This is a genomic window from Propioniciclava coleopterorum (assembly GCF_011393335.1).
Classification (GTDB): domain Bacteria; phylum Actinomycetota; class Actinomycetes; order Propionibacteriales; family Propionibacteriaceae; genus Propioniciclava; species Propioniciclava coleopterorum.
Genome location: NZ_CP049865.1, coordinates 796,737 through 822,130, shown reverse-complemented (window position 1 = coordinate 822,130; position 25,394 = coordinate 796,737). Strand labels below are relative to the sequence as shown.

The window sequence follows — 25,394 nt, the reverse complement described above, 5'->3', positions numbered from 1 at the left end:
GCGCGATGTCCGGCCGAGCGTCAGTAGCCCTCGGACGTGCCCCCGTCGAGGACGGCGGCGGTGCCCGACAGGCCCAGGCGGGACGCGCCGGCGTCCACCATCGCCTGCGCGGCCGCCCAGTCGCGGACGCCGCCGGACGCCTTGACGCCCAGCCGGTCGCCCACCGTCTCCCGCATCAGCGCCACCGCGTGGGCGGACGCGCCCCCGGCGGGGTGGAAGCCCGTGGAGGTCTTCACGAAGTCGGCGCCCGCCGCCTCGGCGGCGCGGCAGGCCGCGACGATCTCGTCGTCGGTCAGCGCGGCCGACTCGATGATGACCTTCAGCACCGTCGGGGAGGGGGCGGCCTCGCGGACGGCGCGGATCTCGGCCTCGGTGTGGGCGGCGTCGCCCTCCTTCAGGGCGCCGACGTCGATGACCATGTCGACCTCGTCGGCGCCGTTGCGCACCGACTCGGCGGCCTCGAAGGCCTTCGCCGCGGGGGTGTGCTTGCCCGAGGGGAACCCGCAGACGGTGGCGACCTTCACGCCCGCGTCGAAGCCGAGCGGCAGCATCGAGGGCGACACGCAGATGGAGTAGGTGCCCAGCGCCGCGGCCTCCTCGGCCAGCGCCCGGACGTCGGCGTGCGTGGCGGTGGGGGCCAGGAGCGTGTGGTCGACGAGCTGGGCGAGCTCGGCACGGGTCAGGGTCATCGGACTCCTTCGATCGGACGTGCGCCCAGCCTAGTGCTCAGGCACCGCGCCGGCGCCCGCCGGGCCTAGCCTGGGGGCATGAGCCAGACAGAAGCGCCGCAGCGCCCCGCACCGCTCATCGACCCCGCGACCGTGGCCCGGCTCCTGCGCCTGGTCGACGCGACGTCGGGGGAGACCCACGAGGTGCTCTCCCCGCTGGACGCCGCCGTGCTGGTCGCGGTGCCGCAGTCCAGCGAGGCGGACCTCGACGCGGCCTTCGCCGCCGCGCGCGCCGCCCAACCGGCGTGGGCGGCGCTGCCGGCTGCGGAGCGGTGCCGCAGCCTGCTCGCCTTCCACGACCTCCTGCTGAGCCACCAGGGCGCGCTCGCGGACCTGATCGTGGCCGAGACGGGCAAGGCGCGCCGCGACGCCGTCGAGGAGGTCTTCCACGCCGCGATGACCGCCCGCTACTACGGCGAGCGGGCGCCGGGGCTGCTGCGCCCGCAGCGCCGCCGCGGCGTCTTCCCGGTGCTGACCCGCGTCGACGTCCTGCACCCGCCCACCGGCGTCGTGGGGGTGATCTCCCCGTGGAACTACCCGCTCACCATGGCGTTCAGCGACGGGGTGGCGGCGCTCGCGGCCGGCAACACCGTCGTCGCCAAGCCGGACGCCCAGACGATGCTCACCGCGGCGTTCGGGCTCGAGCTACTGCGCCGCGCCGGGGTGCCCCGGGACGCCTGGCGGATCGTCGCCGGGCCGGGCGCCCGCGTCGGCGTCGGCGTCGTGGAGCGGGCCGACCACGTGTGCTTCACCGGCTCCACCGCCACCGGACGCGGCATCGCCGCCCGGGCGGGCGAGCGGCTGATCGGCGCCTCGCTGGAACTGGGCGGCAAGAACCCCATGCTCGTGCTCGCCGACGCCGACCTGGACGCCGCCGCGGCGGGCGCCGTGCGGGGCTGCTTCGCCAACGCCGGACAGCTGTGCGTCAGCTTCGAGCGGCTCTACGTGGCGCGGCCGGTCTTCGACGCCTTCGTCGAACGCTTCGTCGCCGCGACCCGGGCGCTCGACTTGAGCGTCGGGCTGGGCTGGGGGGTCGACGTCGGCACCCTCGTCAGCGCCGACCAGCTCGCGAAGGTGAGCGGCCAGGTCGAGGACGCCCGCGACCGGGGCGCCCGGGTGCTGGCCGGCGGCCGCGCCCGGCCCGACCTGGCGCCGTACGCCTACGAGCCGACGATCCTGACCGGGGTGACGCCGGACATGGCCTGCCACCGCGCCGAGACGTTCGGGCCCGTGGTGGCGCTGTACCCGTTCGACACCGAGGAGGAGGCCGTCGCGGCCGCGAACGACGATGTGCACGGGCTGAACGCCTCGGTGTGGAGTCGCGACGCTCGGCGCGCGCGGGCGGTCGCGGCCCGGCTGAACACGGGCAGCGTGAACGTGAACGAGTCCTTCGGCGCCGCGTTCGGTTCGCTGGACGCGCCCATGGGCGGCACGGGGGAGTCGGGCCTCGGGCGCCGGCAGGGTCCCGAGGGCCTGTACCGGTTCACGCAGCCGCAGACCGTCGCCACCCAGCGGCTGCTGGGGTTCGTCGCGCCCGGCGACGTGCCGCGCGACGGCTTCGCCGCCGCCCTGACGAGCGGCCTGCGGGCGCTGAAGGCGGTGCGCTGGTGAGGCGGCTCAGGCGCCCAGCGCGGTGACCGTCACCTCGACGGCGTCGGCCTGCTCGGGCAGGGGCACGTTCGCGCCGGGCATCAGCACGCACGCCGTCCCGTAGGCGACCGCGCGAGCCAGAGAAGCCGGCTCGTCGGCGCCCTCGAGGCGCGCCAGCAGGTACCCCGCGAGCGCGGAGTCGCCCGCGCCCACGGCGGAGACGACGTCGACCGGCGCGACCCGGGCGTGCCACGCCCCGTCGTGGGTGACCAGCAGCGCGCCGCGGGCCCCGATGGTCGCCAGCACGCGCGGGATGCCCTGGGCCACCAGCGACCGGGCGGCGGCGATCGCCGGTTCGATGTCGCCGCGCTGCAGAGCGTCGGTCAACGGGACACCGGTGGCGTGCTGCAGTTCGGCCGCGTTGGGGGAGAAGACGTCGGGCACCGTGTCGGGCAGCGCGGCCATCACCGCGGCGAGCGCCTGGCCGTGCGTGTCGATGGCCACTGGAACGTTCACCTCGTGGGCGAGCTGGGTCAGGCGGACGAACCAGTCGGCGGGGGCGCCGGGCGGCAGCGAGCCGCACAGGGCGAGCCAGTCGCTCCCGGGCACGGCCGCCATCAGGGCGCTGAACAGCGCCGACACGTTCTCGGGGGTGACCGGCTCGCCGGGCTCCACGAACTTGGTGACGGTGCCGTCGGGGTGCGTCACCGCGAGGTTGGTGCGCGCGCGGCGTCCGACCGGCACGGGGCGGTTCGGCACGCCGCGTTCCCGCAGGGCCTCGGTCAGCGGGTCGTCGGGATCCAGCGGCAGGACGGCGAGGGTCGCCTTTCCGGCGTTGTGGACGGCCCGGCTGACGTTCACGCCCCGGCCCGCGGCCTGGGTGCTGACGCCGCCGAGCTGATTGCGCTTGCCCAGCCGCAGGTCGTGCGGCAGCGAGGCCGTGCGATCCAGGCTCGGGTTCGGCGTGAAGGTGATGATCACCCGGCCAAAGTAGCGCGACGCCACGCCGGGGCTTCCGGGACGCCACCGTTCGGAAGCGGCGACCGCCCCACGACCGTTATCTGTTCAGCATGCGGACTACAGGGCGGCGGCCCGGGGGCGGGGAGCCTTCCCCGGTGCCCCGATGTCCGCCATGTGGCCGGTCATGCCCCTGCGGGTGCTTCTGCTGCGCCGTCCGTACCCCAGATGGCGGCGACGTGCCGGGTGTCCGTGCCACAGCAGCCGCCGAGGATCGCCAGGCCCGGCAGTGCGTGACGCAGGGCTCGGCTGGCGGCGCCGAAGTCCCGAGGGTCGCCCTCGTCCAGGCGGTCGGCGTTGTCGAGTTCGGCATGGCTCATCGATGACGCGTTGCCCCTGACGCCGCGGATCAGGGCGCGCTGTTCGGAGGTCAGGGATGCCACGGCCAGGGCGATGTGGCGCGGGTGGGCGCAGTTCACCAGGTAGTGGTCGGCCGGTGCCTCGCTCTGCAGTCGGTCGAGTGCCGCCGCGAGGCTGGTGCCGTCCGGCAGCGAGCCGTCCGTCTCGACGGTGAAGGAGATGCTGACCGGAACCCCGGCGGTACGGGCGGCCCAGACGATGCCGATCGCCTCGTCGGCGCCGGAGAGGGTATAGGCGGCGACCAGATCGATCCCCGAGTCGGCGAGGACCTCGACCTGATCGCGATGGTAGGCGCAGGCCTCGTCGGGCCGGATGCCCTCGCAGCGGTAGCCGTCGCCGCGCGGGCCCACCATGCCAACGGTGAGGACCGCCGGCAGGTCGGCGAGCGCGTCCTCGCGCAGGCCGCGGACGAGCGCCACGGCGTCCGCGTTCGCACGGCGCAGCGCAGGCACGTCGTCGCCGAGCCTGGCGCCCCAGCGGGCGTTCGCCCGCCACGTCGGCGTCTCCAGCAGGAGGCCGGCGCCTGCGGCACGCGCGACCGCGGCGAAGCCGAGGAAGTAGGCCCGGAGCAGTGCGCGACCGGCAACCGTGCCCAGGAGGGGGTAGGCGGCGAACTCCGGGAGTTCGACCCCGTGGTGGTGGATCAGGTCGGTCTCCAGGCCACCATCGGTGACCCAGCCGGCGGGGGAGCGGTCGAGAAGGGGAGTGGTGGGCATGTCGCCTCCTGATAACAGACTGACTGGTCTGGTATATCAGACTGATCGGTCTGATACAACAGTTCCATGCCACGGGATGGACGCAGGAACAGAGAGCGGATCCTCGACGCCGCAGAGTCGCTCATCATCGACGGCGGCTACTCGGCCACGTCGCTGGACGCGATCATCGCGGCCGCCGGTACGTCGAAGGGAGCGTTCTTCCATCACTTCGGCTCCAAGGCCGAGTTGGCGGATGCGCTGGTCGAGCGCTACGCGGACGCCGACGTGGGCCAACTGCGGGCGGCGCTGGCGTCCGTGGGCGAGCAGGCAGACGCGGGCGCCCGGCTGCTGGCCTTCCTCGACTGGTTCATCGCGGGGGCCGACGAACTGATGGGTGAACAGTCGAGCTGCCTCTACATCGCGGTCCTGGTCGAACGGGAACTGGTGGGTGCCGGAACGGCTCAGCCCGTCCGGCGTGCGGTCATGGAGTGGCGCGGCGCGGTCGCCGACCTCGTGCGACGGGCGGACGCCGAGCGCGGGGAACGCGGGGCGGTGGCGTTGTCCGCCGACGATCTCGCCGACCACCTGTTCGTCACGTTCGAGGGTGCCTTCCTCCTCGCGCGTGCGACCGGTGACGCGTCCCACATGCGGCGTCAGCTCGCGACGTTGCGCGCGCTCGTGGCGGCCTGGCTCGCCTGACGCGTCAGCGCCCGGCCAGGGGGATCCGAAGGGTGAAGCAGGTCGCCCCCGGCCGGGACTCCACCGACACCGAGCCGCCGTGCGCCTCCATCACGGCGGACACGATCGCGAGGCCGAGCCCGGTGGACTGCGTGCCCGAGCGGCGCACCCGGCTCGTCTCGGCCCGCGTGAACCGCTCGAACACGTGGTCGACGATGTCGGGCGGCACGCCGGGGCCGTCGTCGCGCACGGTGATGACGGCCTCGGGGCCCGCCACGGTGAGCCCCGCCTCGACGCGGGTGCCGGCGGGCGTGTGCGTCCGGGCGTTGGCCAGCAGGTTCGCCACCACCTGGTGCAGGCGGTGCCGGTCGGCGCGGGCCACCACCTCGTCCTGCGGCATGGCCAGCGACCAGAGGTGGTCGGGGCCGGCGGCGCGCGCGTCGGAGACGGCGTCGGCCAGCAGCGAGTTGAGGACCGTCGGGCCGGAGGCGATCGCCGGGCCGGCGTCGAGCCGCGCGAGCAGCAGCAGGTCGTCCACGAGTCGCGACATCCTGATGGACTCCGACTCGATGCGCCCCAGCGCGTGCGCGGTGGTCTCCGGGGTCTCGGCGCGTTCGCGGCGCGTCAGTTCGGCGTAGCCGCGGATCGCCGCCAGCGGGTTGCGCAGTTCGTGGCTGGCGTCGGCGACGAACTGTCGCACCTTGGTCTCGGAGCGCTGCCGGGCGGCGAGCGCCCCCTCGACGTTGTCGAGCATGTGGTTGAAGGCCAGCCCGACCCGGCCCACCTCGCTGCGCGGGTCGGCGTCCCGCTCGTCGACGCGGACGGGGACGGCCACCTCGCCCGAGCGCAGGTCGAGCGCCGAGACCTGGGTGGCGGTCCCGGCCAGCCGGGCGAGCGGCCGCAGGCTGCGTTCGACCACGCTGCGGGCGGCGAGGAAGGCGATGAGGATCGCGAGCAGGGTGAGGGTGGCCGTCGCGGCGACGATCGCGAAGATGGACGCGGTGACCTGCGCCATCGGCAGGCCGGTGATGACGACGCGCCCGCCGCCGACCTGCTGGGTGATCACCCGGTAGTCGCCCAGCGACGGCAGCCGGACGTCGGCGGGCTGCCGGCTCGGCTCCAGGCCCTCCAGGCGCTCCATGACCGCGTCGGTCAGGACGCCGTGGGTGTCCTCGACCTGCACGAAGCCGCCCTGGCCCTGGACGTACCACAGCAGCCCCTGCGCCTGGCCGGGCCCGCCCGCGTCCGGGAACCGCCCGACGGGGCCGCGTCCGGAGTTGATGAGCCGGGACGCGGTGGCCTGCAGTTGGCCGTCGAGTTGGCCGAGCAGGATCTGACGCATCGCGAGCGCGGTCAGGGCCGACAGGAGGATCGCCACCACGGCGACCAGGGCCGTCACCCGCAGCACGAGCTGACGGCTCAGCGTCCCCGGCGCCAACGGGCGGGGCCCGGGGGCGTCCGGCTCGGGGCGGGTGGCGTCGTGACGGTGCGGGTGCGCGGCGGCCAGCGGCGGCGGCGGGAGCGAGGCCCCCGGCGGCGCCACCCGGCCGGTGAGGGGGCGGGTCGGCGGCGTGTGCCCGGGCGGGATGAAGTCGGGCGACGTCATGCGCCCGCCGGCTTCAGGACGTAGCCCGCTCCGCGCAGCGTGTGGATCATGGGTTCGCGGCCGGCGTCGATCTTCTTGCGCAGGTAGGAGATGTAGAGCTCGACCACGTTCGCCTGGCCGCCGAAGTCGTAGTTCCAGACGCGGTCGAGGATCTGGGCCTTGCTCAGGACGCGCCGCGGGTTGCGCATCAGGTAGCGCAGCAGCTCGAACTCGGTGGCGGTCAGCTGGATCGGCTCGCCGGCGCGCGTCACCTCGTGGCTGTCCTCGTCGAGGCTGAGGTCGCCCACCACGAGCTGCGAGCCGGGACGGGCCGAGGTGGCGCCGGTGCGGCGCAGCAGCCCGCGGAGCCGGGCCACGAGCTCCTCGAGGCTGAACGGCTTGGTGACGTAGTCGTCGCCGCCCGCGGTGAGGCCGTGGACGCGGTCGTCCACGGCGTCCTTGGCGGTCAGGAAGATCACGGGCACGTCGGGCTGCTCCGCGCGGATGCGCCGCATCACCTCTAGGCCGTCGAAGTCGGGCAGCATCATGTCGAGCACGATGGCGTCCGGGCGCGTGTCGCGGGCGGCCTGCACCGCGCTCAGGCCCGAGTCCGCGGACGCGACCTCCCAGCCCTCGTACCGCAGCGCCATCCCGAGCAGGTCGGTGAGGCTGGCCTCGTCGTCGACCGTGAGGACGCGGATCGGGGTGCCGTCCGGGCGGGTCAGGGGTTCGCGTTCGGGTGCCTGCATGGTCTCAAGGGTGGCACCGCCGGATGCGGGGACGCCATGAGTTTCCTGTGCGTCTCCTGTGAAGGGCGGCCGGACCCCGGCGGGAGCCCTGCTTCGCGCGGGCGCCAGGTCGCGACGTGGCCCCGCCGCGTCACCAGGCGTGGAAGGTGTCGTCCTGCGCGATCGTGTCGCGGCGCTCGACCAGATACCCGGTGACGTGGCCGGGGCGGCGCGACCCCGAGCGCGGCTCGGTCACGAGTTCGATGAGTTCGGCCAGGGCGTCGGGGTGGCCCTGCGCGTCGATCTCGACGCGGCCGTCGGCCAGGTTGCGGGCGTGCCCGACCAGCCCCAGGCGTTCGGCCTGGGTCGCGACCCACCAGCGGAAGCCGACCCCCTGCACGGAGCCGTCCACCCAGATCAGGCTGCGGCGGTCGCCCGTCACTGGTGCAGGTACCCCAGCAGGTGGTTGCGCTCGTCGGTGAGCTGATCGATCCGGAACTTCACGACGTCGCCGATCGAGACCAGCCCCGCAGTTCGCCGTCGATGACGAGGGGGATGTGCCGGACGCGCTTGGCGGTCATGGTGTGCGCGGTCTCCTCGATGTTGTCCGACGGGTTGGCGACCACCACGTCGGGCGTCATGAGGGTGGCGACGTCGACGTTCACCACGTCCTGCCCGCGCGTGGCGAGGCCGCGGACGATGTCGCGTTCGCTCACGATCCCCTCGATGTGATGCCCGTCGTTGGAGACCACGACCGCGCCGATGTTGTTGTCGGCCATCAGGGTGACCAACTCGATCACGGAGGCCTGCGGGGAGATGGTGACGACGGAGTTGCCCTTACTGCGGATGACGTCCTCGAGCTTCATGACGGGACGGTACTCGGACCGCGCGGGGACACGCCAGAGACGCGGCCTAAGATTCGTCCCGTCCACCCAGGAAGGGGAACCCCCGTGGAACGAGCCAGGCAGACCGCCGCCGTCCGCTCCGGGATCGAGACCGACGCCGCCCACGGCGCCGTGGTCCCCCCGGTGTACCTGTCGACCAACTACAGCTTCGCGGGACTGCGGCAGCCCCGGGAGTTCGACTACTCCCGCTCGGGCAACCCGACCCGCTCCACCCTTGCCGCCGCGCTGGCCGAGCTCGACGGCGCCGCCGGGGCCGTCGTGACGTCCTCGGGCATGGGCGCCATCACCGCGACCCTCGCCGCCCTGGTCGCGCCCGGCGACGTCGTCGTCGCGCCCCACGACGCCTACGGCGGCACGTGGCGGCTGCTGGACGCCCTCGCGCGCAAGGGGGCGTTCGTCCTGGAACTGCTCGACCTCACCGCCCCGGACGCCGCCGCGAGGATCGCCGCGCTCGACCCGGCGCTGGTGTGGGTCGAGACGCCGTCGAACCCGCTGCTCGGCATCACCGACGTCGCGGCCCTGGCCGCGGCGACGCACGCGGCCGACGGCGTCCTCGTCGTGGACAACACGTTCTGCTCGCCGCTGGTGCAGCGCCCGCTGGCGCTCGGCGCCGACGTCGCGGTGCAGTCGAGCACCAAGTACCTCAACGGCCACTCCGACGTCATCGGCGGCGTCATCACCGCGGCGGACGCCGACCTGGCCGAGCAGCTCGGCTGGTGGGCCAACTGCCTGGGGCTGACCGGCTCGGCGTTCGACTCCTACCTCACGCTGCGCGGCGTCCGGACGCTGCCGGTGCGGATGCGCCAGCACCTGGAGAACGCCGCCGCGGTGGTCGCGGCCCTGCAGGGTCACCCGGGCGTCGAGCGGCTGCACTACCCGGGGCTGCCCGACCACCCCGGCCACGCGATCGCGGCGCGTCAGATGGAGGGGTTCGGCGCCATCGTGTCGCTCGAGGTCGTCGGCGGCGAACCCGGTGTGGCCGCCTTCCTGTCCGCGCTGGAGAACTTCAGCCTCGCCGAGTCGCTCGGCGGGGTGGAGTCCCTGGTGTGCCACCCCGGCACGATGACGCACGCGGCGATGCCGCCCGAGGTGCAGGAGGCCGCCGGGCTGCGTCCGGGGCTGGTGCGGTTGTCGGTGGGCATCGAGCACCCCGACGACCTGATCGCCGACCTGCTGGCCGGGCTGGGGCGGGCGGGCGCCGCGGCGTCCTGACCCGGCTCAGCCGGGGAACTCGGCGACCGCCTGGTGGCCGATCCGCTTCATCATGGCGAAGTCGACGATCGCGCCGAACACGCCCCCCGCGAGCGGCACGAGCTTGCCCAGCCGGGTGAACACCCGCTCCCCGACGCTGCGCAGGATCCGGAAGCCGACCGCCTTCTGCACCACCATCAGGGCGGGGCGCGGGAGCCCGCCCCGGGCCGCGACCTGGAGGGCCGCGCTCGACCCGGTGGCCACGCCGGCGCGGGTGAGGATGTCGGCGGCGTTCGAGCCGACGAGCGTCAGCAGGATCGCGGTGCGGATCCGCTCGTCGGAGACGTCGTAGCCCCGCAGCACCGCCACGGCGGCGGTCATCCGCGTCGCCTGCACGTAGAACTCGAAGACGTTGGCGGGGATGGCGACGATCATCGTGAGGAACCCGCCCAGGCTGGTGACGAAACCGCCGGCGGCGCCGCCGAACTCGGCCCGGCGGACCACCCGGCGGATCGCGGCGGCGACGTCGCCGTTCTCCCGCTCCAGCGCCTGGCGGGCAACGTCCTGGGCGCTGGAGTAGGGGCCGACGCCGTCGATGCCGACCGCGGTCAGCCGCTTGATCAGCGTGGTGACGGCGTCGTCGGTGCCGTCGGGGTCGTTGGCCTCGTCAAGGGCTGAGCGCGTCACCGCGTGATCGGTGCGGCCGAACAGATCGAACAGTCCCATGCCAGTCTCCTGTCGCTCGGGGTCGAGGTGGGACGAGTCTGGCACATCGGCGGCCGCGTCGGCGTCCGGCTAGGGTGCGCGGGTGAACATGTACCTGCGGCTGCTGTGGCTATTCCTCCGGCACCGGACGCGGCCCCGCCTGTCCATCTGGGACACGGCCCGCACCCGGTTCCGGGTGTCGCTGACCGACCTGGACGCGCTGGGGCACATGAACAACGGCACCTACCTCACCCTGATGGATCTGGGGCGGATGGACCTCATGCTCCGCAGCGGGGTGTGGCGGCTCGTCTCGGAGCGGGACTGGTACCCGGTGGTCGCCGGGCAGACCATCAGCTACCGGCGCTCGCTGAACCCGGGGCAGCGGTTCGACCTCTACACCCGGTTCCTCGGGTTCGTGGGGACGTGGTGCTTCATGGAGCAGACGTTCTGCGTGGGGGAGACGGTGCACGCCCAGGCGGTGGTGCGGGCGCGGTTCCTGCGCAAGCAGGGCGGCTCGGTCGACACCGCCGAGCTCGCGGCGCTCATCGAGCCCGCGCCGGCCGGGCGCGTGGTGCCCGACTGGGCGCTGGCGTGGAACGACGCCACCAAGCCCCCGACCGGATTCGACGCCGCGGGCGCGCGCTGACGCGGCCTCAGGCGGGGTCCCCCAGGCGCGAGAGTGCCTCGCGCCGCGACAGCGGCGCGAGCTCCGGGTGATCGGCGACGAAGGCGCGCACCCACGCCGGGTCGGTCCGGGCGTGCTGACGCAGCGCCCACCCGATCGCCTTGCGCGCGAAGAAGTCCGGGTCGGCGGCGCTGGCGCCGATCGCCTCCGCGAGCAGCGCGAGGTCGGTCCGCTCCCGCGCGTGGAGTTGCGCGATGATCGCGGTGCGCCGCAGCCAGAGGTCGGGCTCGTGCGCCCAGCCGCGCAGCACCGGTGTCATCGTCGCGGGGGCGGTCCGCAGCAGGTCGCCGACCGGATGTGTGGCGATCTCGTCCACGTAGTCCCACCAGGCGCCGGTGACGATCATGTGGCGCAGCAGCGCGATCGTCGCCGGATCAGGGACGCTCGCCCACGCGCGGAAGCGGGGCAGCCGCAGCAGCTCGATCGCGGCGTAGCGCTCCTCGCGACGCGCCGCGGTGTCCCAGAGGTCCGCGATCGTCGCCCGCCAGTCGTCGGTGCCGGTGGGGGCGTACGCCGCCCAGACCGGACGCAGCGCGGCCCGGCGCTCCGGCGTCGCCAGGCCGTGGAACGGCATCTCCGACTTCATGTAGCGCTGCTGCTGGGCCGCGCGGGCCGGATCCGCCCGGGCCGCCAGCGCCGCGCGGACGGCGTCCGTCACCGGATTGCTCACCGGCCCACCCTAGGGCGGAGTGCGCAGCCGGCGTGCGCACGCCCCCCTCGCGCCGTCGGATGGTCGGGCGCCGGCGGGCGCGCGGCGGCGTGTCAGAATCGCCGTCATGGCGCTCGCCCTGGAGAACCGATCGATCCCCGCCCAGCTGAAGCTGGACCGGCTGCCGCTGCGCTTCCTCGCGCTGTTCGCCGGCCTGACGGGGTTCGGCGCATCCGTGGCGGGCATGATCCGCGCCGGGCTCGGCGTCGCCCCCTGGGACGTGCTGCACGTGGCCCTGGCCGAGCGGACGGGGCTGAGCGTCGGGACCGTCGCGATCCTCGCGTCGCTGGTGGTGCTGCTGCTGTGGTGGCCCCTGCGGCAGCTGCCCGGGTTGGGCACGCTGGCGAACGCCGTGTGGGTGGGCGTCTCGTGCGACCTCACGCTCGCCGTGCTGCCGCCCGCGACCGACCTGCCGTGGGCGATCGCCCTGATGGTGGGGTCGGTGCTGCTCAACGGGGTGTCCGGATCGCTCTACATCGGCGCCCAGCTCGGCGCGGGCCCGCGCGACGGCCTGATGACCGGCCTGCACCGCCGCACGGGCTGGCCCATCGCGCCGGTCCGGCTCGCGATCGAGGGTGGCGTCCTGCTGCTGGGCTGGCTGCTGGGCGGGCCGGTCGGCGTCGGCACCGTGCTCTACGCCGTGGCGATGGGTCCCATCGTCGGGCTGGTGCTGCCCCACGTGCTCATCCCCGTGCGGGCGCCGGCCGGGGCACCGGGGTCGGCCGACGGGGACGCCCCGCGCGACACCGCACCGCCGGCCGCGGGGGCCACCGACGCCGCAACGCGGGCAGCGGGGGACACCGGCGCCGCACCGGGCGCCCCGGGGGCGATGGACGCCGCGCCGGGGATCGCGGGGGCCGATGACCCGCCGGTCGAGGGACTCGCCGACGAGGATCGCCCCGAGGGACGCTGACCCGCACGCCCGAGCGCCGCCGTGTGAGAATCCACCCATGGCATCACCCCAGACCCTGGACGACGGCGACCGGCGCGTGCTGGCCCTGTGGGCCGCCGACTGCGCCGCGCGCGTCCTGCCGCTCTTCGAGGCCGAGGCGCCCGACGACCCGCGGGTCCGGGACGCGATCGCCCGCACGCGCGCCTACGGCCAGGGGACCAGTTCGGCGGCCGCCGAGATCGGCCTGCGCATGGTCGCGGTGAAGGCGGCCGCGGCCGCGACCTCCCCGGCGGGCGCCGCGGCGGCGCGCTCGGCAGCGCAGGCGTCCGCGGTGGCGCACATGGGCGCGCACGCCCTCGGCGCGGCCGCCTACGCCGTGAAGGCGGTGGACCTCGCGCGCGGCGCGGAGGCGGGCCTCGACGAGGAGCGCCGACAACTGCGGGACCTCACGCCCGAGGCCCGGGCGGCGCTCGCGCGGCTCCCGCTGCTGGGGGACGCCTCGGGCGGTCCGCTCGGCCCGGGGCTGCTGACCCGCGGGCTCCTGGGCGAGGTGATCACCCGGATCCAGGCCGCGGTGGCGGGTGACCGCGACGTCTAGCGTGCGCGCCTGTCCCCGCGTCTAGCGGGAGCGCGCGAACTCGTCGGCGTAGGTCCGGTAGTTGTCCAGGGTCGCCTGCCAGCCGGCCCGCTGCAGGTCCAGCGGGTTGGTGTCCTCGGGGTCGAAGGTCTCGGTGACCCGCGTGCTGCCGTCGGGCTGCTCGTCGAACCCGACCTCCACGGCACGGCCGTCGGCCATGGTGTACGCCAGCCGGTGGGGCGGCTCGACGACCGTGTACTCGCCGGTCATCTCGAACGCCACCGAGCCGTCCTTGGCGGCCAGCGTCTGGGAGAAGGTGCCGCCCGGACGCAGGTCGCCGGACGCCGCCGGGCAGTGCCAGTCGTCGGAGGCGTGGTTCCAGACGACGACCGCGTCGTCGCGGGTGAAGGCGTCCCACGCCTGCTGCGGGGTGGCCTCGACGTCGACCTGAACGGTGATCCGCTGCGTGCTCATGGGCTCACGCTAACCCCTGCCCCGGACGCGCGACAGACCCCCGTCTCCGCTTGTGGCGATGACGAATCCCCGGCGCGCCTCTTCCCGGGCGTCGCCGAGCGGCCTAGGCTCAGCTTGCCTACCGATATTTTTTTCGATGAAGGGGCTTCCTGTGCGTTTGGTGACTTCCCCGCCTTCGCCCGTCCCGCGGAGCAGGGTCACCGGCGGCGCCGGTCCCTGAGCGCGTTCGTGGCCGCGGCCGTGACGGGCGGGCTGCTCGTCGGCCTCGTGCCGCCGGCGATGGCCGATCCGCTGAGCGATCGGCACCGCGAGATCCAGCAGACCATCGCCGCGGCGCGCGCGACGGTCGACGAGGAGACCGCGACGCTGCAGGCGGCCAACGACGCCCTCGAGGCGTCCCAGCGGCAACTCGACGACGCCCGCGCCAAGCTGGAACAGACCCGCGTGGAACTCCAGGCGGCGCGCGACGACGACGCGGTGCTGGCGACCCGGCTCGCCGCGGAGCAGGCGACGCTGGAGAAGGCGCGCGCCGAGGTGGCGCGGGCGCGCTCCGAGGTCGAAACGCAGCGGGCGCTGACCGCCCGCGCGGCCCGGGACGCCTACCAGTCCCGCAGCGACGTGTCGGGGCTGATCGGCGTGCTGGAGGCCCGCAGCCTCGGCGAGGTGCAGCAGCGGCTGCAGTGGGACACCACGATCTTCGGCTCGACGACGGCCCGGCTGACGAAGCTGCAGGCGCTCGAGGCCGAACTGGAGGCCGCCGAGAAGGCCCAGGCCGCCATCGAGGCGAAGGTCGCCGCGGACAAGCGGGCCTCGGCCGCCAACGTCACCCGCATCGCCGGCCTCGAGGCGTCCGCGGCGCAGCAGGAGGCGGACGTCGCCGCGCTGGTCGAGCGCAACGCGCAGTACCAGGCCCAGGCGCAGCAGGCGCTCCAGGAGGACATGGACCGCTACAACGCGCTGGTCGCCGAGGAATCGGCGATCGAGGCCGACCTGGCCCTGCGCGTCGCCGAGGCGCTCGCCCGCGGCGGTGGCCGCGACGACCTGGGCCGTCTCGTGGCGGCCGGCACGATCTCGACCAACCACGCCACCTACCCGCTGGTGGCGGGCGGCGCGCAGGTGGCGCTGAGCCCGCAGGGCTTCATCCGCCCGGTCAACGCCAAGCCCGGCTCGCCCTTCGGCCGTCGGTTCCACCCCATCCTGAAGTACTGGCGCAATCACAACGGCACCGACTTCGGGGCGGCCTGCGGCGTCCCGCTGTACGCCGCGCAGTCCGGCACCGTGGCGACCGCCGGGCGCCAGGGCGGGTTCGGCAACTACGTGGTCATCGACCACGGCGTCATCGGGGGCTCCTCGATCATGACCGGCTACGCGCACCAGAGCCGGATCGCGGTGAAGGTGGGGCAGCGGGTCAGCATGGGCCAGCTGATCGGCTACGTGGGCACCACGGGGCTGTCCACCGGCTGCCACCTGCACCTGCAGGTCTACAAGAACGGCAAGCCGGTCGACCCGCTCACCTACATCCCGTGACGGGCGCGCCGGCGCGCTAGCCCCGGCCGATCAGCGCGCGGCCGAGCAGGGCGAGGTTGGCCGGCTTCTCGGCGAGCCGGCGCATGAAGTAGCCGTACCAGTCGGTGCCGTAGGGGACGTACACCCGCACCGTGTGCCCGGCGTCCGCGAGCCGCTGCTGCTCGGTGGGGCGGATACCGTACAGCATCTGGAACTCGTAGCTGTCGGCGGGCCGCCCGGCCTCGGCGAGCAGGTCGAGCGCGGCCTGGATCAGCGCCGGATCGTGCGTGGCGACCATCGGGTGCGCGCCGCCGTCGATCAGCCGGTGCAGGCAGGCGACGTAGCTGGCGTTGATCGCCCGCTTGTCGGTGTGGGCGACCGACGCGGGCTCGTTGTAGGCGCCCTTGCACAACCGGATGCGCGAGCCCGGGTGGGCCCAGCGCTCGGCGTCGGAGGGGGTGCGGTGCAGCATCGCCTGCAGCACCGTCCCGGTGTCGGGGAACTCCTCGCGCAACTCCTGGACCAGCGCCAGCGTCGCGTCGGTGGTGGTGTGGTCCTCCATGTCGATGGTGACGCGGGTGCCCGCCTCGTGCGCCGCGGCGATGATGCGCTCGGCGTTCTCCTGGGCCAGTGCGTGCCCGCCGGGCAGCGCCTGGCCGATCGCGCTCGCCTTCAGCGACAGCTCGGCGACCTCGGCCAGCCCGCGCTCCGCGATCAGCGAGATGAGCCGCAGGTTCGCGTCGGTGGCGGCCAGGGCGGCGGCCTGCGTGGTGGTGTCCTCGCCGAGGTGGTCGATGGTGGCGACGCGTCCGGTGGCGGCGATGCGGGCGACGGCGTCCAGGGCGGCCTCGGGGGTCTCACCCGCCACGAACCGGTCGACCATGCGCCGGATCGGCGGCAGCCGGACGGACAGGTTCCGGATCGCGGGGATCTTCGCGGCCGTGAGTAGAACGCGCCTCATGATGCTGGGCCTCCTGGTCGGGGCGGGCGGTACCGCATGTCCCGTGCAATCTACCGGCGAATCCGACGCCAGGACGCCGAACGGCCCCGGTCGCTGGGAAGCGCCGGGGCCGTTCAGTTTCAGAGCCGATCAGTCCTCGTGATCGTGGCCCTCGAACGCGTCGGGATTCTCCATCGCGCGCCGGTAGGCGTCGGTGTCGATCCGCGGCTTTCCGCTCATCGGGTCACCGTCGGTGAACCGCTCCGGGTTCTCGGCCACGTAGCGCTCGTGCGTGGCGTGCGCCTCGTCGAGGAGGTCGAGCAGTTCGTCCTCGTCGTGGATGAGCTCCCGGTGCTTCTCCGGCAGCCCGAGCAGGGTCTGCTCCTCGGCGATCAGCGCGCGGTAGTTCTTGTCGCGGATGACCGGGTCGGCCTCGAAGCCGGTGTCGAGGTACTGCTTGGCGTGCCGGCGGGTGTTCTTGATCGTGGTGAGCGCCCGGCCCTTGGGGGACATCAGCGACATCACGATGACCACCAGCAGCGTCACGAGGATGACCGCGAGGCTGAGCTCGGTGGTGACCTCCACGACGGACACGGGCTGGCCGCCGTTGATGAACGGCACGTTGTTCTCGTGCAGGGCGTGCAGGATCAGCTTGACGCCGATGAAGCCCAGGATGACGGCGAGGCCGTACTTGAGGTAGATCAGGCGGTCCAGCAGGCCGTCGATCAGGAAGTAGAGCTGGCGCAGGCCCAGCAGCGAGAACGCGACCGCGGTGAACACGATGTAGGTGTTCTGGGTCAGGCCGAAGATCGCGGGGATCGAGTCGAGCGCGAACATCACGTCGGTGCCGCCGATGGCGATCATGACCAGCAGCATCGGGGTCATGGCCTTGCGGCCGTTCTCCATCGTGAAGAGCTTGTCACCGTCGTAGTAGTCGGTGGTGTGCATGAAGCGCTTGGCCAGCTTGATGATGAAGTTGTTGGCCTCCGAGGAGTCCTCGTCGTCCTCGTCCTTCTCCGGCTTGAGCAGGTTCCCGGCCGTGATCAGCAGGATGACGCCGAAGATGTAGAACACCCACGCGAAGCTGTTGATGAGCACGGCGCCCAGGAAGATGAACCCGGTGCGGAAGATCAGCGACACGACGATGCCGAACATCAGGACCTTCTGCTGGTCGGCGCGCGGCACCTTGAAGCTGGCCATGATGATGAGGAACACGAACAGGTTGTCCACCGACAGCGACAACTCGGTGATGTAGCCGGCGTAGTACTCGATGCCGGACTTCTGGCCCATCGTGAGCCAGACGAACACGCCGAACATGATGGCGATCGACACGTAGATGCTGGTCCACGTCGCCGACTCCTTGATCGTCGGGATGTGCGCCTTGCGGACATGGAAGAAGAAGTCGAAGGCGAGAAGACCGAGGATCACGACCGCCGTGATGATCCACTGGGTGGGGGATACTCCCATGAAGTGCCCTTTCGGCAGTTACGTTTGGCTGCGACGCGGACAACCGGATCGAACGACCCAGACGCGCGCCGGGAAAGCGCCCCCGAGGGGGCGTGACCCGCTCAGTGTAATGGTGAGTGCCCCCCGAACTGAACGGGGGCCACCCGGCAGGCTCGCCGTCGGGGCTCAGGCGGGCGGCAGCGACCAGTCCAGCGGCTCGCCGCCCTGGGCGACCAGCGCCGCGTCGGCCCGGCTGAACGGCCGGGAACCGAAGAACCCCGAGCGCGCCGACAGCGGCGAGGGGTGCGCCGAGGCGATGATCGGGACGCCGCCGAGCCGCGGCGTCAGGGACTGGGCGTCGCGGCCCCACAGGATCGCCACGAGCGGGCCGCCGCGCGCCACCAGGGCGTCGATGGCGCGGTCGGTCACCGGCTCCCAGCCCTTGCCGCGATGGGACGCCGCCGCGCCGGGCCGCACCGTCAGGCACCGGTTCAGCAGCAGGACGCCGCGGTCGAACCACGCCGACAGGTCGCCGTGGGCGGCCGGGGCGATGCCGAGGTCGGCCTGCAGTTCGGCGTAGATGTTCTGCAGCGAGCGGGGCAGCGGCCGGACGTCGGGGGCCACCGAGAACGACAACCCCACGGGATGCCCCGGCGTCGGGTAGGGGTCCTGGCCCACGATCAGGACGCGGACGTCGGCGAGCGGCCGCGAGAACGCCCGCAGCACCTGGTCCCCGGCCGGCAGGTACGGGCGGCCGGCCGCGATCTCCTCGCGCAGGAAGGCGCCCATGCGGGCGACGTCGTCGGCGACGGGCGCCAGGGCGTGGGCCCAGTCGGGGGCCACGAGTTCGGTCAGGGGGCGCGCGGTCACCGGCTCAGGCTAGCGGGACGCCTGCCGCTAGGCTGACCGCGGTGGAAGGAGCCCTGCCGTGTCCTTGATGAACGCCCTCGCCCGCCTGCTCGCCCCGAGCGGAGGCCCCCGTTGAACCCGCCTCCGCCCCCGGCCCCGGTGCCCGTCCTGGTGACGCTGGAGCAGCCCGAGCCGCGCGTCCCGCTGGAGCCGGACGTCCCCCGCGGCCTCACCATCGCGGCGGGCTACGCCCTCCGGTTCCTGGTGCTGGGCGTGTTCGTGGTGGGGCTGTTCATGACGCTGTCCTACTTCTCGATGCTGTCGGTGCCGCTCGCGATCGCCACCCTGCTGGCCGCCATGCTGTTCCCGATCGCGGACCGGCTGCGGCGCTGGGGCTGGCACCCCGCGCTCGCCGCGCTCACGGCGCTGCTGCTGTTGCTGCTCGTGGTCGCCGGCCTGCTCACGTTCGTGGGCCAGCAGGTCGCCGGCGAACTGCCCAGCCTGATCCAGCAGACCTCGGCGGGCTTCAACACCTTCCTCGCCTGGCTGGGCACCCTGCCGTTCAACATCGACAGCGATCGGCTGACCGGATGGCTGAACGAGGGCCTGGCGTGGCTGCAGACCCAGGCGAGCGCGCTCGCGGGGACGGCGGCGTCGGTGGGCGCCGCGTTCGGCAGCTTCTTCGCGGGCATGGCAACGGCCCTGGTCGCCGCGTTCTTCTTCGCCTTCCAGGGGCGGCTCATCTTCTCCAGCGCGGTCAACCTGCTGGTGCCGCGCGCGTACCGCACCCAGGTCGACGCCGCGGCCCTGCGCGGCTGGGGGTCGCTGGTCGCCTACATGCGCTCGGCCGTCATCGTGGCCGCCGTGGACGCCGCGGGCGTCGCCCTGGCCGCGTACCTGCTGGGGGTGCCGCTGGTGGGCGCGTTGTTCGCGCTGACGTTCTTCCTGTCGTTCATCCCGATCGTCGGCGCGGTGCTGGCCGGCGCGGTCGCGGTGGCGCTCGCGCTGGTGACCCACGGCTGGGTCAGCGCGCTGATCATGCTCGGAGCCGTCATCGCGGTCATGCAGTTGGAGGGCAACTTCCTGCAGCCGCTCGTCATGGGCAAGGCCGTCAACGTGCACCCGCTGGCCGTGCTGGTCGGCATCACCGCCGGCGGCATCGTCAGCGGCATCCTCGGGGCGCTGCTGGCCATCCCGCTCCTGGCGTTCTCGGTCGCCTTCGTCGGGTCGCTGCGGGGGTCCGGGTCGTCGGGCGGCCCCGACTCCGACGACGCCGACCCGCTGCCTCCGGAGGGGGCCGCGACGCCGCCGGAGGCCCCGGCCGCGACCTGAGATCAGGGCCGCATCAGGGTCGAGCGCCCCTTACCAATCTGGTAAGGGGCGCTTACCATTCATTGCATGAGTGAGCCTGATCTTTCCTCGATCCTCGCGGACCTCGCCGCCGGGAACATCGACTCCGCCGAGGCGGCGCGCCGCATCGAGACGCTGCGCAAGAACGAGGGCGCTGCGGCGTCCGACGACCACGACGAGCCGTCGGGCCCCACGGGCGTGAAGGGCACCGAGCGGGTGGCGATCCGCGCCGTCGGACGCCGCGTCACCGTCATCGGCGACAAGTCGGTCGCCACGGCGTCCGTCACCGGCGAGCACGTGCTGCGCCGCCAGGGCGAGGTGCTGGAGGTCGCCGCCGACGGCGAACTCGGGCCGAAGCTGGAGGGGTTCAGCCTGCTCAACCCGCCCAAGAGCCTGGACGACCTGCGCGGCATCACGCTGGCGCGCGGCCTGACGGTCCGCGTGAACCCGGCCATCGAGGTGGACATCGAGCTCACCGCGGGCAGCCTCAACGTGACCGGCGTCCCGTTCCTGGGGCGCGTCCGCGTCACCGCGGGCGGCATGGCCGCCACCGGGGTGCGCCGGGTCACCGACGCGCTGGTGCAGGCCGGGTCGGGCACCGTCGAGGGACCCATCAACACCGGCCGCTCGCGGCTCAAGATCGAGTCGGGTTCGCTGACCGTCGCGCTGGCGCCGCGCTCGTCGGTGACGATCCGCTCCCAGACGCAGGTCGGCCGCGTGGTGTGGCCCGACGAGGGCGCGCAGGTCGACGAGTACCTGATCGGCGCCGGCGCAGCCCGCCTCGACCTGGAGGTGGTCATGGGGACCGCGACCGTGAAGAAGGTGGAGGCGTGAGCGCCCACCTGCACCGCGCCCCCGCCGACTGCCCCGTCTGCGGCGAGCATCTCGCCGTCTCGCGGCTGGGCTGCCCGGGCTGCGGCACCGAACTCGTCGGGTCGTTCGCGCCCTGCCCCTACTGCGCGCTGAACGACGCCGACCTGGACCTGCTGCGGGTCTTCCTGACCTCGCGCGGCAACCTCAAGGAGGTCGAGAAGCACCTCGGGGTCTCCTACCCGACGGCGCGGGCCCGGTTCAACGACCTGCTCGAGCGGCTGGGGCTGGCCGGCGAGGCGGCCGAGCGTCCCGGCGACGGCGCGGACGCCCCCGAGGAGGCCGAGGCGCCGCGGGAGGCCGGTCCGGCGTCCGGCCCCGCGCCGGGCGAGCGCGCGGGGTCCGGTCGGGCCAGCGCCGACGCCACCGCCGGCAAGGCGGGCGACGCGGTGCGGGACCAGGTCTTGGCCCAGGTCGCGGCCGGGACGCTGGCGCCCGACGTCGCCGCCGATCTGCTGGCGCGGCTGTAGAGACGAACCGACGCCCCGGTCACCTGCGGGTGACCGGGGCGTCGTGCGTGCGGGGGATCAGCCGGTGAAGACCTCGAAGTCGAGGATCGTGACGTGGATGGTCGCGCCGGTGGGGGCCTGGTAGGACACCTTCTGGCCCTTCTTGGCGCCCACGATCGCCGCGCCCAGGGGGGACTGCGGGCTGAAGACCTCCACGGCGGTGTCGGTCACCCCGATCAGCTCGCGGGAGCCCAGCAGGAACGTGTCGGTGTCTTCGGGGTCGTCGTCGTAGGCGATGGTGACGGTCATGCCGGGGGCCACCTTCTTGCTGGACGCCGGCGCCTCGCCGATCTTCGCGTCGCGGAGCATGGCCTCCAACTGGCGGATGCGCGCCTCCTGCTGGCCCTGCTCCTCGCGCGCGGCGTGGTAGCCGCCGTTCTCGGAGAGGTCACCTTCGTCGCGTGCCTGGGCGATCTTGGCCGACACCGTGGACCGCCCTTCGCCCTTGAGGAACTCGAGCTCACCCGTGAGCTTGTCGTAGGCCTCCTGGGTCAGCCAAACGGTGGATGTTTGCGTGTCAGACATTGAACAAGCCTACCAGTGGGGTGAGAGACGGGGGCCGATCAGCGCGGGGTGCAGCCCTCGATCTTGACCGACGTGGGCCGCTTGAACGTGCGGATGGTCACGTCGTGGTGCTCGAGTTCCTCCGAGCCCGGCGGCAGTTCCAGGACGTACTGGCCCACGGTGTCGTAGGTGACGGCCTGGGCGGTCAGCGTGCACACCGCGGGGCGGGCCGGGTCGGGACGCTGCGTGGTGACGCGCACGTCGATCGTCTGGTCCGACGTGACGCTGAAGCTGACGATCTTGGCGCTGATCGCCGGGTTGGCGCCGTACGTGGCGGTCCAGATCAGCCAAGGGACGCCGACCGCCAGGATCGCGGCCACCGCGACCAGCCACAGCCACCGCGGCGTCCGGCTGCCGGGGTAGCGGCGGGCGATGCGTTCGGCGTCGGTCTCGGTGTGCGTCGTCACGCTCCCATTCTGCCCGCTCCCGCCGCACGCGCGGCGAGCCGGCGCCGACCGGCGCCCGGCGTGCGGTCGAGACGGGGGCCTCGGGGCTTGGGCGACGGGGGAGAATGGCCCGCATGTGTGAGATTCCCCAGGTCCGGGTGGACGCCGAGGGGCGCCCCCTGCGGCTGATGGCGGTGCACGCGCACCCCGACGACGAGTCGAGCAAGGGCGCGGCCACCATGGCCAAGTACGTCGCCGAGGGCGTCCAGGTGCTCGTCGTGACGGCCACCGGGGGCGAACGCGGCGACATCCTCAACCCGAAGATGGACACCCCCGAGAACGTGGCCAACATCGCCGACCTGCGCCGCGCCGAGATGGCGCGCGCCCGCGAGATCCTCGGCGTCCAGCAGCGCTGGCTCGGCTACGTCGACTCGGGGCTGCCGGAGGGCGACCCGCTGCCGCCGCTGCCCGAGGGCTGCTTCGCGCTGGCCGACCTCGACGAGGCCGCCACCGACCTGGCGGCGATCATCCGCGAGTTCCGCCCGCACGTGGTCGTCACGTACGACGAGAACGGCGGCTACCCGCACCCCGACCACATCCGGACCCACGAGGTCACGATGCGCGGCCTCGAGATCGCCGCGGACGCGCCCGCGTCGCCGGTCCTGGGCGAGCCCTGGCAGGTGCCCAAGGTCTACTACCACCAGAACTTCCACCGCGCCCGCACGGTCGCCCTCGATGCGGTGATGCACGAGAACGGGCTGGAGTCGCCCTACCGGGAGCGGCTGAGCAACTGGCCCGAGGACCCGCGGCAGGCGGAGCGGCTGACCACGTTCATCCCGGCGTCGGACTACTTCGGCGTCCGCGACGACGCCCTGCGCGCGCACGCCACCCAGGTCGACCCGGACGGTTTCTGGTTCGCGGTGCCGCTCGCCCTGCAGCAGAAGGCCTGGCCGACCGAGGACTACCAGCTCGTCGAGTCGCACGTGCCCTCCTCCCTGCCCGAGGACGACCTGTTCGCGGGGATCCCGACCACGTGCGCGGATAAGGTGGACGAGTGGTACTACACGATCTAGGGGCCGCCCAGGCCCCCGGCTGGCTGGCGCTCGTCGTCACGCTGGTGCTCCTCATCGCGCTGCTCCTGCTGTTCGTGAACATGCGCAAGCACCTGAAGCGGGCCGACTACCCCGACCTGCCCACCTCCGACGAGGTGCGGGCGCAGCAGGCCCGCGGCGATCGCCGGGGCACCGACCAGCCCTGAGCCCCCGGCGCCCGGCGCCCCGCGCGTCTGGCAGGGTTGAACCATGCCCAATCGCCTCGCGGACGCGACCAGCCCCTACCTGCTCCAGCACGCCGGCAACCCGGTCGACTGGTGGCCCTGGGGGGCCGACGCGCTCGCGGAGGCCGAGCGCCGCGGCGTCCCGCTGCTGATCTCGATCGGCTACTCGGCCTGCCACTGGTGCCACGTGATGGCGCACGAGTCCTTCGAGGACGCCGACGTCGCGGCCCTGGTGAACGCCCACTTCGTCCCCGTCAAGGTGGACCGCGAGGAGCACCCGGACGTCGACGCGGTCTACATGCGCGCCACCCAGGCCCTCACCGGGCAGGGCGGCTGGCCCATGACGGTCTTCGCGACCCCGCAGGGTCGCCCGTTCTTCGCCGGCACCTACTTCCCGCCCGAGGCGACGGCCGCGCAGCCGTCCTTCACCCAGGTGGTCACCGCGCTCGCGGAGGCCTGGGACGAGCGCCGCGACGAGGTGCTCGCGTCGGCCGACGGGATCGTGGAGCAGCTCGGCGCCATCAACACGCTGCCGGTCGCCGACGCCGCCCCGACGTGTGGCCGCTGATCGACGCCGTCGCGGGCGACTTCGACCTGCTGCACGGCGGCTTCGGCGGCGCGCCCAAGTTCCCCGCGCCCCTGCTGATCGACGCGCTGCTGGTCAAGGGCGAGGCCGGCACCCTCGACCTGGCGCAGCGGACGCTGGAGGCGATGGCGCGCGGCGGCGTCCACGACCAGGTCGGCGGCGGCTTCCACCGCTACAGCGTCGACGCGGGCTGGGTGGTGCCGCATTTCGAGAAGATGCTCTACGACAACGCGCTGCTGCTCGGCAGCTACGCCCGCGGCTGGCGCCGGACGCCGCAGCACGACGCCCAGCTGCGCGCCCTGTTCGAGCGGGTCGCGCGCGGGACGGCGGGCTGGCTGATCCGCGAGATGCTCACGCCGGGCGGCGGGTTCGCCGCCTCGCAGGACGCCGACTCGGCCGACATCCGCGGGATGGCGCACGAGGGCATCTACTACGTCTGGACGCCCGAGCTGCTGGTCGACGCCCTCGGCGAGGAGGACGGCGCCTGGGCCGCGGAGGTGTTCCACGTGACCACCGCCGGGACGTTCGAGCACGGCCTGTCGACGCTGCAGCTGCGCGGCGCGCCCGACGCCGAGCGGCTGGCGCGGGTGACGGAGCGGCTGCTGGAGGTGCGGCAGAACCGGTTCGCGCCGCCGCGCGACGACAAGGTGATCGCGTCCTGGAACGGCTGGGCCATCGACGCGCTGCTGAGCGCCGCGCTGATCTTCGGCGAGCGGTCCTGGCTCGAGGAGGCGCGCCGCGCCGCCGAGCACCTGTGGTCGGTGCACTGGACCGCCGACGGGTTGGCGCGGGTCTCGCTCAACGGCGTCGTGGGCCACGTCCGCGGCGTCGCGGAGGACTACGGCGCCGTCGCGCTGGCGTTCGCCCGGCTCGCCGGCGTGCTGGGGGAGCAGGCGTGGCTCGACCGGGCGGTGCTGCTGGTCGAGGCGGCCTTGCCCCGGTTCTCGGCGCAGGACGGCGGCTTCCACGACGCCGAGCCGTCGGAGCTGTACGCCCGGCCCCGCGACGTGCAGGACAACCCGACCCCCTCGGGCACCATCAGCCTCGTGGCGGCCCTGCGGCTGGTCGGCGCCCTGGCCGGACGCCCCGACCTGGTGGAGCGGGCCGACCGGGCCGCCGCCACGACGTGGGGCACCGTCGAGGGTTACCCGCGGTTCGCGCCCGCGGCGCTGGCCGACCTGCTGGGCGCCGACGAGGCCCGCCAGGGCCTGCGCCCGGGCGTCGCGGTGGTGCTCGACGCGTCGGGTGACCCGCTGAACGAGTCCGCCCAGGCCGTCTGGCGGATGGCCCCGGCGCAGACGGCGATCGTCAACGCCGCGCCCGGCGCGTCCGGGTTCGGCGGTGCGGTGGCCGCGGCCGCGCAGGCCGTCGCGGCGGGCGGCTCGCACGCCTCGCCGCTGGACGCCGTGCGTCCCGAGGCGGGCACCGAGGAGTACGACGAGCACGCGATCGTGCCGCTCCCGCAGCCGGTCGTGGTGGCCCGCGGCGGGCGGACGTTCCCGCCGGCGTCCACCGTGCAGGACGCCCGCTCGGCCCTGTGGAGCCGCGCCTGAGGCGTCCGGGCGGCCGTGCGTACGGCCCCGGGTGCTGAAC

29 protein-coding genes are annotated in these 25,394 nt (G+C 73.6%); 14 read left to right on the top strand and 15 right to left on the bottom strand.

The window, feature by feature from the left end:
• Window positions 1-20: 20 nt before the first annotated feature.
• On the bottom strand, window positions 21-689 hold the full coding sequence (deoC, locus tag G7070_RS03980; RefSeq protein WP_166232138.1) for a deoxyribose-phosphate aldolase: 669 nt from the start codon (window positions 687-689) through the stop codon (window positions 21-23).
• A 78-nt stretch (window positions 690-767) separates the two neighbouring features.
• Between deoC and G7070_RS03975 the strand changes: the two genes are divergently transcribed.
• A complete protein-coding gene (locus G7070_RS03975) occupies window positions 768-2,339 on the top strand; it encodes a succinic semialdehyde dehydrogenase (protein ID WP_166232136.1) in 1,572 nt (523 codons plus the stop codon).
• 6 nt (window positions 2,340-2,345) lie between these two features.
• Here the strand turns inward: G7070_RS03975 and G7070_RS03970 are convergent, their stop codons facing one another.
• The gene (locus G7070_RS03970) at window positions 2,346-3,299 is read right to left on the bottom strand and encodes a 1-phosphofructokinase family hexose kinase (protein ID WP_166232134.1); all 954 of its coding nucleotides are present in this window, start codon (window positions 3,297-3,299) and stop codon (window positions 2,346-2,348) included.
• Window positions 3,300-3,460: 161 nt separating this feature from the next.
• The gene (locus tag G7070_RS03965) at window positions 3,461-4,411 is read right to left on the bottom strand and encodes a homocysteine S-methyltransferase family protein (RefSeq protein WP_166232132.1); all 951 of its coding nucleotides are present in this window, start codon (window positions 4,409-4,411) and stop codon (window positions 3,461-3,463) included.
• A gap of 66 nt (window positions 4,412-4,477) precedes the next feature.
• Here G7070_RS03965 and G7070_RS03960 point away from each other — a divergent pair, with 66 nt between their 5' ends.
• Entirely contained in the window at window positions 4,478-5,089 is a 612-nt protein-coding gene (locus G7070_RS03960; RefSeq protein ID WP_166232130.1) for a TetR/AcrR family transcriptional regulator, read from the top strand.
• A 4-nt stretch (window positions 5,090-5,093) separates the two neighbouring features.
• Here G7070_RS03960 and G7070_RS03955 read toward each other — a convergent pair whose 3' ends face one another.
• From G7070_RS03955 to G7070_RS03940, 4 genes are all read right to left on the bottom strand, one after another.
• Complete coding sequence (locus G7070_RS03955) at window positions 5,094-6,674, bottom strand: sensor histidine kinase (protein ID WP_166232128.1); 1,581 nt, start codon at window positions 6,672-6,674, stop codon at window positions 5,094-5,096.
• The gene (locus G7070_RS03950; RefSeq protein ID WP_166232126.1) at window positions 6,671-7,402 is read right to left on the bottom strand and encodes a response regulator transcription factor; all 732 of its coding nucleotides are present in this window, start codon (window positions 7,400-7,402) and stop codon (window positions 6,671-6,673) included. The genes G7070_RS03955 and G7070_RS03950 overlap by 4 nt, the downstream gene beginning before the upstream one ends.
• Window positions 7,403-7,532: 130 nt before the next feature.
• Window positions 7,533-7,793: an acylphosphatase gene (locus tag G7070_RS03945; protein WP_246227297.1), complete on the bottom strand. Its 261-nt coding sequence runs from the start codon at window positions 7,791-7,793 to the stop codon at window positions 7,533-7,535.
• Between the two features lie 88 nt (window positions 7,794-7,881).
• Window positions 7,882-8,247, bottom strand: a complete 366-nt coding sequence (locus G7070_RS03940; protein WP_246227296.1) for a CBS domain-containing protein — start codon at window positions 8,245-8,247, stop codon at window positions 7,882-7,884.
• 84 nt (window positions 8,248-8,331) lie between these two features.
• Between G7070_RS03940 and metB the strand changes: the two genes are divergently transcribed.
• Window positions 8,332-9,498, top strand: coding sequence for a cystathionine gamma-synthase (metB, locus tag G7070_RS03935; protein WP_166232122.1), 1,167 nt, complete (start codon window positions 8,332-8,334; stop codon window positions 9,496-9,498).
• 6 nt (window positions 9,499-9,504) lie between these two features.
• On the opposite strand, the gene G7070_RS03930 is transcribed toward metB, so the two are convergent.
• Complete coding sequence (locus G7070_RS03930; protein WP_166232120.1) at window positions 9,505-10,203, bottom strand: EcsC family protein; 699 nt, start codon at window positions 10,201-10,203, stop codon at window positions 9,505-9,507.
• A gap of 88 nt (window positions 10,204-10,291) precedes the next feature.
• Between G7070_RS03930 and G7070_RS03925 the strand changes: the two genes are divergently transcribed.
• Entirely contained in the window at window positions 10,292-10,828 is a 537-nt protein-coding gene (locus G7070_RS03925; protein ID WP_246227636.1) for an acyl-CoA thioesterase, read from the top strand.
• 7 nt (window positions 10,829-10,835) lie between these two features.
• On the opposite strand, the gene G7070_RS03920 is transcribed toward G7070_RS03925, so the two are convergent.
• Window positions 10,836-11,537 carry a DNA alkylation repair protein gene (locus tag G7070_RS03920; RefSeq protein WP_166232116.1) on the bottom strand — a complete coding sequence of 234 codons (702 nt, stop codon included), beginning with the start codon at window positions 11,535-11,537 and terminating at the stop codon, window positions 10,836-10,838.
• 106 nt (window positions 11,538-11,643) lie between these two features.
• Between G7070_RS03920 and G7070_RS03915 the strand changes: the two genes are divergently transcribed.
• Entirely contained in the window at window positions 11,644-12,489 is an 846-nt protein-coding gene (locus tag G7070_RS03915) for a membrane protein YczE (RefSeq protein WP_206079935.1), read from the top strand.
• 37 nt (window positions 12,490-12,526) lie between these two features.
• Window positions 12,527-13,066, top strand: coding sequence for a putative immunity protein (locus G7070_RS03910; protein WP_166232114.1), 540 nt, complete (start codon window positions 12,527-12,529; stop codon window positions 13,064-13,066).
• A 21-nt stretch (window positions 13,067-13,087) separates the two neighbouring features.
• Here G7070_RS03910 and G7070_RS03905 read toward each other — a convergent pair whose 3' ends face one another.
• Window positions 13,088-13,519, bottom strand: a complete 432-nt coding sequence (locus G7070_RS03905; RefSeq protein WP_166232112.1) for an SRPBCC domain-containing protein — start codon at window positions 13,517-13,519, stop codon at window positions 13,088-13,090.
• Between the two features lie 228 nt (window positions 13,520-13,747).
• Here G7070_RS03905 and G7070_RS03900 point away from each other — a divergent pair, with 228 nt between their 5' ends.
• Window positions 13,748-15,046: a M23 family metallopeptidase gene (locus tag G7070_RS03900; RefSeq protein ID WP_166232110.1), complete on the top strand. Its 1,299-nt coding sequence runs from the start codon at window positions 13,748-13,750 to the stop codon at window positions 15,044-15,046.
• 16 nt (window positions 15,047-15,062) lie between these two features.
• Here the strand turns inward: G7070_RS03900 and G7070_RS03895 are convergent, their stop codons facing one another.
• The 3 genes from G7070_RS03895 to G7070_RS03885 all read right to left on the bottom strand — a co-directional run bounded on the left by G7070_RS03895 (window position 15,063) and on the right by G7070_RS03885 (window position 18,281).
• Window positions 15,063-15,986 carry a proline dehydrogenase family protein gene (locus tag G7070_RS03895; RefSeq protein ID WP_246227294.1) on the bottom strand — a complete coding sequence of 308 codons (924 nt, stop codon included), beginning with the start codon at window positions 15,984-15,986 and terminating at the stop codon, window positions 15,063-15,065.
• A gap of 129 nt (window positions 15,987-16,115) precedes the next feature.
• On the bottom strand, window positions 16,116-17,432 hold the full coding sequence (locus G7070_RS03890) for a TerC family protein (protein WP_166232108.1): 1,317 nt from the start codon (window positions 17,430-17,432) through the stop codon (window positions 16,116-16,118).
• Between the two features lie 165 nt (window positions 17,433-17,597).
• On the bottom strand, window positions 17,598-18,281 hold the full coding sequence (locus G7070_RS03885) for a uracil-DNA glycosylase (RefSeq protein ID WP_166232106.1): 684 nt from the start codon (window positions 18,279-18,281) through the stop codon (window positions 17,598-17,600).
• Between the two features lie 138 nt (window positions 18,282-18,419).
• Here G7070_RS03885 and G7070_RS03880 point away from each other — a divergent pair, with 138 nt between their 5' ends.
• The 3 genes from G7070_RS03880 to G7070_RS03870 all read left to right on the top strand — a co-directional run bounded on the left by G7070_RS03880 (window position 18,420) and on the right by G7070_RS03870 (window position 20,950).
• Window positions 18,420-19,592, top strand: coding sequence for an AI-2E family transporter (locus tag G7070_RS03880; RefSeq protein WP_166232104.1), 1,173 nt, complete (start codon window positions 18,420-18,422; stop codon window positions 19,590-19,592).
• Between the two features lie 66 nt (window positions 19,593-19,658).
• Complete coding sequence (locus G7070_RS03875) at window positions 19,659-20,444, top strand: hypothetical protein (RefSeq protein WP_166232102.1); 786 nt, start codon at window positions 19,659-19,661, stop codon at window positions 20,442-20,444.
• Window positions 20,441-20,950, top strand: a complete 510-nt coding sequence (locus G7070_RS03870) for a DUF2089 domain-containing protein (RefSeq protein ID WP_166232100.1) — start codon at window positions 20,441-20,443, stop codon at window positions 20,948-20,950. The genes G7070_RS03875 and G7070_RS03870 overlap by 4 nt, the downstream gene beginning before the upstream one ends.
• Before the next feature lie 57 nt (window positions 20,951-21,007).
• Here the strand turns inward: G7070_RS03870 and greA are convergent, their stop codons facing one another.
• Complete coding sequence (greA, locus tag G7070_RS03865; RefSeq protein WP_166232098.1) at window positions 21,008-21,514, bottom strand: transcription elongation factor GreA; 507 nt, start codon at window positions 21,512-21,514, stop codon at window positions 21,008-21,010.
• Between the two features lie 38 nt (window positions 21,515-21,552).
• Window positions 21,553-21,960 (bottom strand): DUF4307 domain-containing protein, encoded by a 408-nt coding sequence (locus G7070_RS03860; RefSeq protein ID WP_166232096.1) that lies wholly within the window; start codon window positions 21,958-21,960, stop codon window positions 21,553-21,555.
• 113 nt (window positions 21,961-22,073) lie between these two features.
• On the opposite strand from G7070_RS03860, the gene mca reads away from it, so the two are divergent.
• The 4 genes from mca to G7070_RS03840 are packed head-to-tail and all read left to right on the top strand — an operon-like array spanning window position 22,074 to window position 25,354.
• Window positions 22,074-23,012: a mycothiol conjugate amidase Mca gene (gene mca, locus G7070_RS03855; protein ID WP_206079934.1), complete on the top strand. Its 939-nt coding sequence runs from the start codon at window positions 22,074-22,076 to the stop codon at window positions 23,010-23,012.
• On the top strand, window positions 22,994-23,197 hold the full coding sequence (locus G7070_RS03850; RefSeq protein WP_166232095.1) for a hypothetical protein: 204 nt from the start codon (window positions 22,994-22,996) through the stop codon (window positions 23,195-23,197). The genes mca and G7070_RS03850 overlap by 19 nt, the downstream gene beginning before the upstream one ends.
• Before the next feature lie 43 nt (window positions 23,198-23,240).
• A complete protein-coding gene (locus tag G7070_RS03845; protein ID WP_166232093.1) occupies window positions 23,241-23,783 on the top strand; it encodes a thioredoxin domain-containing protein in 543 nt (180 codons plus the stop codon).
• Window positions 23,771-25,354 carry a thioredoxin domain-containing protein gene (locus G7070_RS03840; protein WP_166232091.1) on the top strand — a complete coding sequence of 528 codons (1,584 nt, stop codon included), beginning with the start codon at window positions 23,771-23,773 and terminating at the stop codon, window positions 25,352-25,354. Before G7070_RS03845 ends, G7070_RS03840 begins: the two co-directional genes overlap by 13 nt.
• Window positions 25,355-25,394: the final 40 nt, after the last annotated feature.